Consider the following 7,727-nt stretch of genomic DNA (forward strand, 5'->3'; position numbering starts at 1 on the left):
GCGCTATCCCTTCACAGCGCCGGAGGTCAACCCGGCGATGATTCGTCGTTGGAAGACTAAAACAAAGACGATGATCGGCACCGTGATCACGACGGCGCCGGCCGCGATCGACCCGGTGGGCTCCTCGAATTGGGAACTGCCGCCGAAGTTCGCGATGGCCACCGGTGCGGTGATCGCCGCCTTGGTGGCGGTGAGCGACAGCGCCAGCAGCAGGTCGTTCCAGGCGAAGATGAACACCAGGATCGCCGCCGTCACCACGCCGGGCGCCGCCAGTGGGACGATCACCTTGCGGAAGGCCTGCGCCGGCGTGGCGCCGTCCATCTTCGCCGCACGCTCGAGATCCCAGGGGATCTCCCGGAAGAACGCCGACAGCGTGTAGATGGCAAGCGGCAGAGCGAAGGTGATGTAGGGCAGGATCAGGCCGGGCCAGGTGTCGAACAGGCCGACGAAGCGTTCGATGTTGAACAGCGGGGTGACCAGTGAGATCGCGGGGAACATGGTGACCAGCAGGGTGGCGCCGATCAGGACTCGCTTGCCGGGAAAGCTCAGCCGGGCGATCGCGTAGGCCGCCATCGCGCCCAGCACCACCGCGATCGCGGTGGTGATCAGCCCGATGCCGATCGAGTTGACCAGCGCCGCGCCGAACAGGTCACCGCGAAAGATGCCGCGGTAGTTCTCGAAGGACACCGACGACGGAATCAGCTTGCCGTCCTTGACCGTTGACGTCGGCTTGAGCGAGAGGCTGAGGATCCACAACACCGGGAGAAGCGCGTACACCACCACCACGGTGTCGAGAACGGCCCACGCCGCGGCCCGCCGGGCGCCCGCCCCGGCCCGTCGCCCATCAACCGCCATCTGCGTCACCACCGGGCGCCGCGACGCCGAACACCTTGATGTAGACGAGCGCGATGATGCCCACACAGCCGAAGATGAGCACGCTGATCGCCGAGCCCAACCCGACGTTGAAGCCCTTGAACAGGTTGTCGTAACCCAGGATTGACGCCGAGTCGGTGTTGTTGGCGCCGTCGGTCAGCACGTAGATGTTGTCGAAGATGCGGAAGGCGTCCAGGGTCCGGAACAACAACGCGACCATGACCGCCGGCTTGATGATCGGCAACGTCACGCGCATCAGCCGCCGCCACGGCCCCGCGCCGTCGACCTGGGCGGCCTTCAGCAGATCCTCGGGCACCAGCGCCAGCCCGGCCAGCAGCAGCAGCGACATGAAGGGCGTCGTCTTCCAGACCTCGGCGAGGACGACGATGCCCAGCGACGGCAGTTGCTGGGTCAGCGGAGCACTGCCCTGCGGCAGGAGGTTGGCCAGATAGCCGGTGCCCGGTGTCCACGCGTAATACCAGCTGTAGGACGCCACCACGGTGACGATGCCGTACGGGATGAGCACCGCGGTGCGCACCAGCCCCCTGCCGACCAGTGTGCGGTGCATCACCAGCGCCAGCGCCAGGCCCAGCACGAACTCGACCGACACGGAAACCACTGTGATTCCCAGGGTTACGGCCAGCGCCGTCCACCAATACCGGTCGGTCAGGATCGTTTGGTAGTTGCTCAGGCCGACGAACGCGGTGTCGTGGGGAGTGGCGAGGCTGTTGCGCTGCAGGCTCAGCCACACCGCATAGCCGATCGGGTAGGCAGTCACCGCCAGCATCAGCAGCGCCGCCGGCGCGACGAGGATGAAGGCAAGGCGCCGTTCCGACAGCCGGTTTCGCGTGCGGGCGTGCTGCGCGCCGGCGGAGGGATCCGACGCGACGCCGGCGCGGATCACGGCAGCAGCCCCTTGCCGTCGATGGCCTTCTGCGCCTGCGCGGTGAGTTCGTCGGCGGTCCGCTCCGGGTCGATCCGGGTGATGGGGCTCAGGGCCGCGGACAGCCGCAGCGACAACGCCTGATACACCGGCGTCGCGGGCCGCACGGCGGCCTCGGTGAGCTGCCGGCGAATGACGGTGTACATCGGGTACTTGGTCTGGAATTGCGGGTCGGAGTACAACGACGTCCGCACCGCGGGCAGTCCACCTTGCATCGAAACGTACTTCTGGCTCTGCAGGCTGCGCAGGCAGCGCACGGCTTCGAACGCCTCCGCGCGATGGCGGGTGGTGCTGGCCACGGCCAGGTTCAGCCCGCCGATGGTGACCTTGGCCGGCCGGCCCGGCGCCACACCGGGATACGGCGCGAACGCGAACACCTTCTGGCTGGCCTCGTAGGCCAGGCGGAATTGCTCGTCGGTAGGCGCGAACGTCCCGACGTCGTTGATGCTGCCGGCCAACGCCGGGTCCCGGTTCAGCGGCAGGAAGGGCACACCGCCCTTCACCGCGTTCTCCAGCATGGAGGCCAGCACGTACGGCCAGTTGACTTCGAGCGCGGCCTTGCCCTGTTCGACCGCCAGGCGCGCCGTGCTCTCGTCGGTCCGGGTGATCGATGGGTCGGCGCCCGGAGCGGTGCCCACGGACTTGAGGATGCGCAGCGCGTCGACGGTCGCGGCCCGGTGCGCGGGGGTGTCGGTCAGGGTGACACGGCGACCGTCCTCGGAGAGCACCTGCCCCCCACCGCTCACCAACAGCGTGTTGAACCACACCACCAGGCCCTCACCCTCGTTCGCCTGCACGGCGATCCAGGCGGGCTGACCCGCGGCGTGCAACCGGGCGGCCTCGGCCACCATCGCGCCCCAATCCAGCGGCGGCTGCCTCACCAAATCCGGCCGATACCAAAGCAATTCGGTATTCGTGGTGACGGGTGCGGCATACAACTCGTGCTTCCATCGTGCCGTCGCCAGCGGGCCGGGCAGGGTGTCGGCTCGGGCGTCGGCGTCGGCCAGCCCTTCCGGGTCGTCGGATAGCGGCAGCGCCCAGCCTGCCTCGGCGAACTCCGCGGTCCACACCACGTCCAGCGCCATCACGTCCAGGCCGCGGTCGTGAGCGCTCAGCCGCCGCGCCAGCTGCACACGCTGCTCCCCGGGGCCCCGCGGCAGGCTCACATGCCGGATCGCGAACCGGCCTTCCATTCGCTTGGTGCACTCTTGAGCGACGGCGTTGAACGCGGCCGAATCGGTGGCCGGGGTGAAGAACGTGATCACCAGCCCGCCGCCGACCGCCCCGCAGGCCGATACCGCCGCGGCGATGATCACCGCCGACGCGGTGACGCCCAGCCGGCGCGGGCGCACGCGACTGAACACCGGGTTCACACCCCTTGTGCGTGTCCTCAAATCGACAGGCGGGCCAACAGATCCCGTGCCTTCTCCGCGTTCTGCGGATCGCAGAGCACGTCGTAGCGGCCGGCCACCAGCTGCATGGTCGAGCTGAAATCCCTTGTGCCCCGCGCCATCGCGTAGGGGACGGCGGAGGTGATCAGGCCGAAGAAGACGCCGGCGACCAGGCCGGTGGCCAGCGCCGCCCAGGGATTCGGGCTGAAGAAGCCGAGCACCAACCCGATGAACAGACCCAGCCAGGCGCCGCTGAGCACCCCGCCGCCGAGCACCTTGGCCCACGTCAGCCGGCCGGTGACCCGTTCGACCTGCATCAAGTCGACGCCGACGATGGTCATCTGCTGAACCGGGAACTGCTGCTCGGAGAGGTAGTCGACGGCGCGCTGCGCCTCGGCGTAGGTGGGATAGGACCCGACCGGCCAGCCTTTGGGCGGTGTCGGCAACCCGGGTGCGCGCCGGCCGCCCGCCGCGCCCGAAGGCGTCGCGCCGGGTACTTGACCGGGCTGGAATGGACTAGTCATTGGCGCTCATTCTCCTCCGCCGAGGCCGTCGTCACATCTCGGGCCCTTCCAGCCTATCGAGCGGCCGCAAGCCAACCTGCGAAAACAGGGCGCGGGCACCCGGTGCGGCCGGGCGGCCCGCGGCGATTCACCACCGATCCGCGGCTTGGCCATCGGCTAGGTTGAACACCATGACAGCGCCCGGCGACGGCTTCGGCGAACCCGCCCACGATGACCAGGCCGAACCGGCCCCCACCGGCAGCGGGTCTCCGGAGCAGCCGGAGGCGCCGTGGGAACCGCCGGCATCGACCGCGCCACCCGAATATCCGCCCCAGGCCTATCCCCCGCCCGGCTATCCCGCCGAGTACCAATCCGGCTACGGTGCCCAATACCCGCCGCCCCCAACCGGATACGCGCCGCCGCCCGGGTACGAGCAGCCGCCGGGTTATGGCGCTTCGCAGTACCAGCCCGGGCCGCCGCAAGTCGGCGGGCCGCCCGCCGGCTACGGGCCGCCGCCCTATTCGGGGGGCTACTACCCGGCACCGGACTACCGAAGCGGCTACGGGCCGCCGAGCCGGGTGAAACCCGGCACGAACAAGCTCGCCATCGCGTCGCTCATCTCGTCGTTCACCGGGGCGTTCTGCTGCTGCCTCGGCTCGATCGTGGCCATCGTGCTCGGCGCGGTCGCGATCAATCAGATCAAGCGCACCCAGCAAGACGGCTACGGCCTCGCGGTCGCCGGCATCGTCATCGGCATCGCCACCCTGGTGGTGACGACGATCGTCGTCCTGTTCGCGATGCACTCGCACTAGCAGCCTCGGCGGGCCGGGGGCGGCACCGGCGCCATCCGCCGCGCCACCACCGGCTGCCTAGGCTTTGCCCATGGCATCGGTCAACAGGGTGTACATCGCCCGGCTCTCGCGGATGCTGGTGCTGGGTCCCCTCGGTGAGTCCTTCGGCCGGATCCGCGATGTCGTGGTCAGCATCAGCATCGTGCGTCGGCAACCGCGCGTGTTGGGACTGGTCGTTGATCTGGCGACGCGGCGCAGCATCTTCATCCCGATGCTGCGGGTGGCCGCGATCGAGCCGGAGGCGGTCACCCTCAACACCGGCAGTGTGTCCCTGCGCCACTTCGAACAGCGCCCGGGCGAGGTGCTGGCGATCGGGCAGGTACTCGACACCCGGGTCGGGGTGAACGATCCCGCGCTGCCCGAGCTGGCCGGTCTCGACGTCGTCGTCACCGACCTGGGGATCGAACAGACCCGCACCCGCGACTGGATGGTGAGCCGGGTCGCGGTGCGCTCCCAGCGGCGGCTGGGCCGGCGCGGCCCGGTGCACGTTGTGGACTGGCAGAACGTGCAGGGCCTGACCCCGTCGGCGCTGGCGATGCCGGGCCAGGGGGTGGCGCAGTTGCTGGACCGGTTCGAGGGCTGGAAGGCGGTCGATGTGGCCGACGCCATCCGCGGTCTGCCCCCCAAGCGGCGCTACGAGGTGCTCAAAGCCCTCGACGACGACCGGCTGGCCGACGTCTTGCAGGAACTGCCCGAGCTCGACCAGGCCGACGTGCTGTCCGAGCTGGGCACCGAACGCTCGGCCGACGTGCTCGAGGAGATGGACCCCGACGATGCCGCCGACCTGCTCGGCGTGCTCAATCCGACGGACGCGGAGATGCTGCTGACACGGATGGACCCCGACGAGTCGGCCCCGGTGCGTCGGCTGCTGGCCCATTCCCCCGACACCGCGGGCGGCCTGATGACCTCGGACCCGGTGGTGTTGACACCCGACACGTCGGTCGCCGAGGCGCTGGCCCGGGTCCGCGACCCGGATCTCACCCCCGCGCTGTCGTCCATGGTGTTCGTGGTGCGCCCGCCCACGGCCACACCCACCGGCCGGTACCTGGGCTGTGTGCAACTGCAGCGGCTGCTTCGCGAGCCCCCGGCGGAACTGGTCGGCGGGATCGTCGACACCGACCTGCTCACCCTGACGCCGGAAACGCCGCTGGCGGCGGTGACCCGCTACCTGGCCGCGTACAACCTGGTGTGCGGCCCGGTGCTCGACGGCCAGAACCACCTGTTGGGCGCGGTGACCGTCGACGATCTTCTCGATCACCTGTTGCCGCACGACTGGCGAGCGGATGCACAGGCCCTCGACGCCACCGGCCGGCTGGAGGGACTGGGAGGTTGGCGTTGAGCAAGTCCTCGTCACCGCGTCGCCTCTACACTCCGCGGACGTCGCGCCGGTACTCGCCGCGGCTGGACCCCGAGGCCGTCGGCCAGATCACCGAGTCCATCGCGCGGTTCTTCGGCACCGGCCGCTACCTGCTGGTGCAGACGCTCATCGTGGTGGCGTGGATCGCGGTGAACCTGTTCGCGGTGGGCCTGCGCTGGGACCCCTATCCCTTCATCCTGCTCAACCTGGCTTTCTCCACGCAGGCCGCCTACGCGGCCCCGCTGATCCTGCTCGCCCAGAATCGTCAGGAGAACCGGGACCGGGTCGCGCTGGAACAGGATCGGCATCGCGCGACGCAGACCAAGGCCGACACCGAGTTTCTGGCCCGCGAACTCGCCGCGGTGCGGCTGGCGGTCGGTGAGGTGGTGACCCGCGAGTATCTGCGCCACGAGCTCGAGGATCTGCGCTCGCTGCTGGCCAAACTGGACGCCGATTCCGAGGGCTCCACCGCGGCGCGGGGCGACGACGGGGCGGACCGAAAGGCTAAGAAATCGGGCTGAGAACCAGTTCCGACCATTGCGCCACTCTGGTCACAAGAGTTATGTATGGTGATCTAGTTCACGGCTACGGGAGCAGTTGACCAGCTCACATACCTAGGACGGTCGAGTGCGCATTGGGGGACGCCGGGGTGCACGCCCGGCCGCCGCGGTGGAGCGGCTGCGAGCACTTCAGGTCAGCCGTTCGCGCGTGTTCGGCGTAGCCACCATCACCCCGTTGGTCTTCGCGGGAGCGGTCAGCGGGGCGGCGCCGTCGCTGCCCCTGAAGCTGCCCCCGGTGCACGCGAACGTCGCCCCGGTGGCGGCCGTCTCCCCTTCGATGCCCGACCTCTCGGGACCGGCCGTCGTTTCCATCGACCGTTCCCCGACCGCCTTCCACGTCGCCGAACCCGCCCTGTCGGCACCCCCGCCGGCGATGATCGTGAATGCGCCTGGGGCACTTGGCATTCCGAGCATCGCACTGGCGGCCTATCGCAGTGCCGAGCAGAAGATGGCCGTGGCCGCCCCGAACTGCGGCGTGAGCTGGAACCTGCTGGCCGGGATCGGGCGCATCGAATCGGGTCATGCCGGCGGCGGCGCGGTCGACGCGCGCGGCACGGCGGTGGTCCCGATCTACGGCCCCGCGCTGGACGGCACGCTGCCGGGCAACGAGATCATCCTGCAGAGCAGCGCGGGCAATCGCCCCACCTACGCGCGCGCGATGGGGCCGATGCAGTTCCTGCCGGGCACCTGGGCGCGATACGCCTCCGACGGCAAAGGCGACGGCGTCGCCGACCCGCAGAACCTGTTCGACGCCACCTTGGCCGCGGCCCGCTACCTGTGCAGCGGCGGCCTCAACCTCCGCGACCCCTCGCAGGTGATGGCGGCGATCCTGCGCTACAACAACTCGATGGCTTACGCGCAGAACGTGCTGGGCTGGGCCTCGGCGTACGCCACCGGCGTCGTTCCGGTCGACCTGCCGCCGATGACGGGCCCGCCGCCCCCGCTGGCCGACGCACACCTCGAGCATGCCGAGGGACTCGGCCCCAACCTGCCGATGAACGTCAACGGGCTGCCGCTGGACGATCCGCTGGCCCGCATGCCGCTGATCGACCTCACCGCACCGCAGAGCGCCGGTCCACCACCGATGTTCCCGTGGCTGACCCCCACGCCGCAGCAGGCCCCGGCGCGCCAGCCCGGCTGCACGGTGATCTGCGTGGGGCCCCAGAACCCGCCGCCGAACGCCCCGCCGTGGGCGCCGCCAATGGCCCCACCGCCGCCGGCTCCGCCGATGGCCCCACCCCCGACGACC

Annotated in this window: 8 protein-coding genes; 4 read left to right on the forward strand and 4 right to left on the reverse strand. The window is 69.9% G+C overall.

All coding sequences use genetic code 11. The annotated features are described in order from the left end of the window. Nucleotides 1–3 precede the first annotated feature (3 nt). Genes AWC03_RS15335 through AWC03_RS15350 form a run of 4 tightly spaced genes read right to left on the reverse strand, consistent with a single transcriptional unit; the run spans nt 4 to nt 3,731 of the window. On the reverse strand, nt 4–855 hold the full coding sequence (locus AWC03_RS15335; RefSeq protein WP_085241593.1) for a carbohydrate ABC transporter permease: 852 nt from the start codon (nt 853–855) through the stop codon (nt 4–6). Next, nucleotides 845–1,774, reverse strand: a complete 930-nt coding sequence (locus AWC03_RS15340; RefSeq protein ID WP_085241592.1) for a carbohydrate ABC transporter permease — start codon at nt 1,772–1,774, stop codon at nt 845–847. Before AWC03_RS15340 ends, AWC03_RS15335 begins: the two co-directional genes overlap by 11 nt. After that, on the reverse strand, nt 1,774–3,180 hold the full coding sequence (locus AWC03_RS15345) for an extracellular solute-binding protein (protein WP_085241591.1): 1,407 nt from the start codon (nt 3,178–3,180) through the stop codon (nt 1,774–1,776). Before AWC03_RS15345 ends, AWC03_RS15340 begins: the two co-directional genes overlap by 1 nt. 26 nt (nt 3,181–3,206) lie before the next feature. Continuing rightward, entirely contained in the window at nt 3,207–3,731 is a 525-nt protein-coding gene (locus tag AWC03_RS15350; protein WP_085241580.1) for a general stress protein, read from the reverse strand. A 170-nt stretch (nt 3,732–3,901) separates the two neighbouring features. On the opposite strand from AWC03_RS15350, the gene AWC03_RS15355 reads away from it, so the two are divergent. The 4 genes from AWC03_RS15355 to AWC03_RS15370 all read left to right on the forward strand — a co-directional run. Further along, nucleotides 3,902–4,522: a DUF4190 domain-containing protein gene (locus AWC03_RS15355; protein WP_208859354.1), complete on the forward strand. Its 621-nt coding sequence runs from the start codon at nt 3,902–3,904 to the stop codon at nt 4,520–4,522. Nucleotides 4,523–4,592: 70 nt separating this feature from the next. Continuing rightward, nucleotides 4,593–5,900: a magnesium transporter MgtE N-terminal domain-containing protein gene (locus tag AWC03_RS15360; protein ID WP_085241582.1), complete on the forward strand. Its 1,308-nt coding sequence runs from the start codon at nt 4,593–4,595 to the stop codon at nt 5,898–5,900. Further along, entirely contained in the window at nt 5,897–6,439 is a 543-nt protein-coding gene (locus AWC03_RS15365; RefSeq protein ID WP_085241594.1) for a DUF1003 domain-containing protein, read from the forward strand. Before AWC03_RS15360 ends, AWC03_RS15365 begins: the two co-directional genes overlap by 4 nt. 106 nt (nt 6,440–6,545) lie before the next feature. Then, nucleotides 6,546–7,727: lytic transglycosylase domain-containing protein (locus AWC03_RS15370; protein ID WP_169716529.1), on the forward strand; the 1,182-nt coding region annotated here is incomplete at its 3' end.

The organism is Mycobacterium europaeum, from assembly GCF_002102155.1.
Classification (GTDB): domain Bacteria; phylum Actinomycetota; class Actinomycetes; order Mycobacteriales; family Mycobacteriaceae; genus Mycobacterium; species Mycobacterium europaeum.

Excerpts from the sequence above, each read along its gene's own strand:
- AWC03_RS15355 (WP_208859354.1), top strand. The coding sequence starts at position 3,902 with ATGACAGCGCCCGGCGACGGCTTCGGCGAACCCGCCCACGATGACCAG.
- AWC03_RS15360 (WP_085241582.1), top strand. The coding sequence starts at position 4,593 with ATGGCATCGGTCAACAGGGTGTACATCGCCCGGCTCTCGCGGATGCTG.
- AWC03_RS15350 (WP_085241580.1), bottom strand. The coding sequence starts at position 3,731 with ATGACTAGTCCATTCCAGCCCGGTCAAGTACCCGGCGCGACGCCTTCG.
- AWC03_RS15335 (WP_085241593.1), bottom strand. The coding sequence starts at position 855 with ATGGCGGTTGATGGGCGACGGGCCGGGGCGGGCGCCCGGCGGGCCGCG.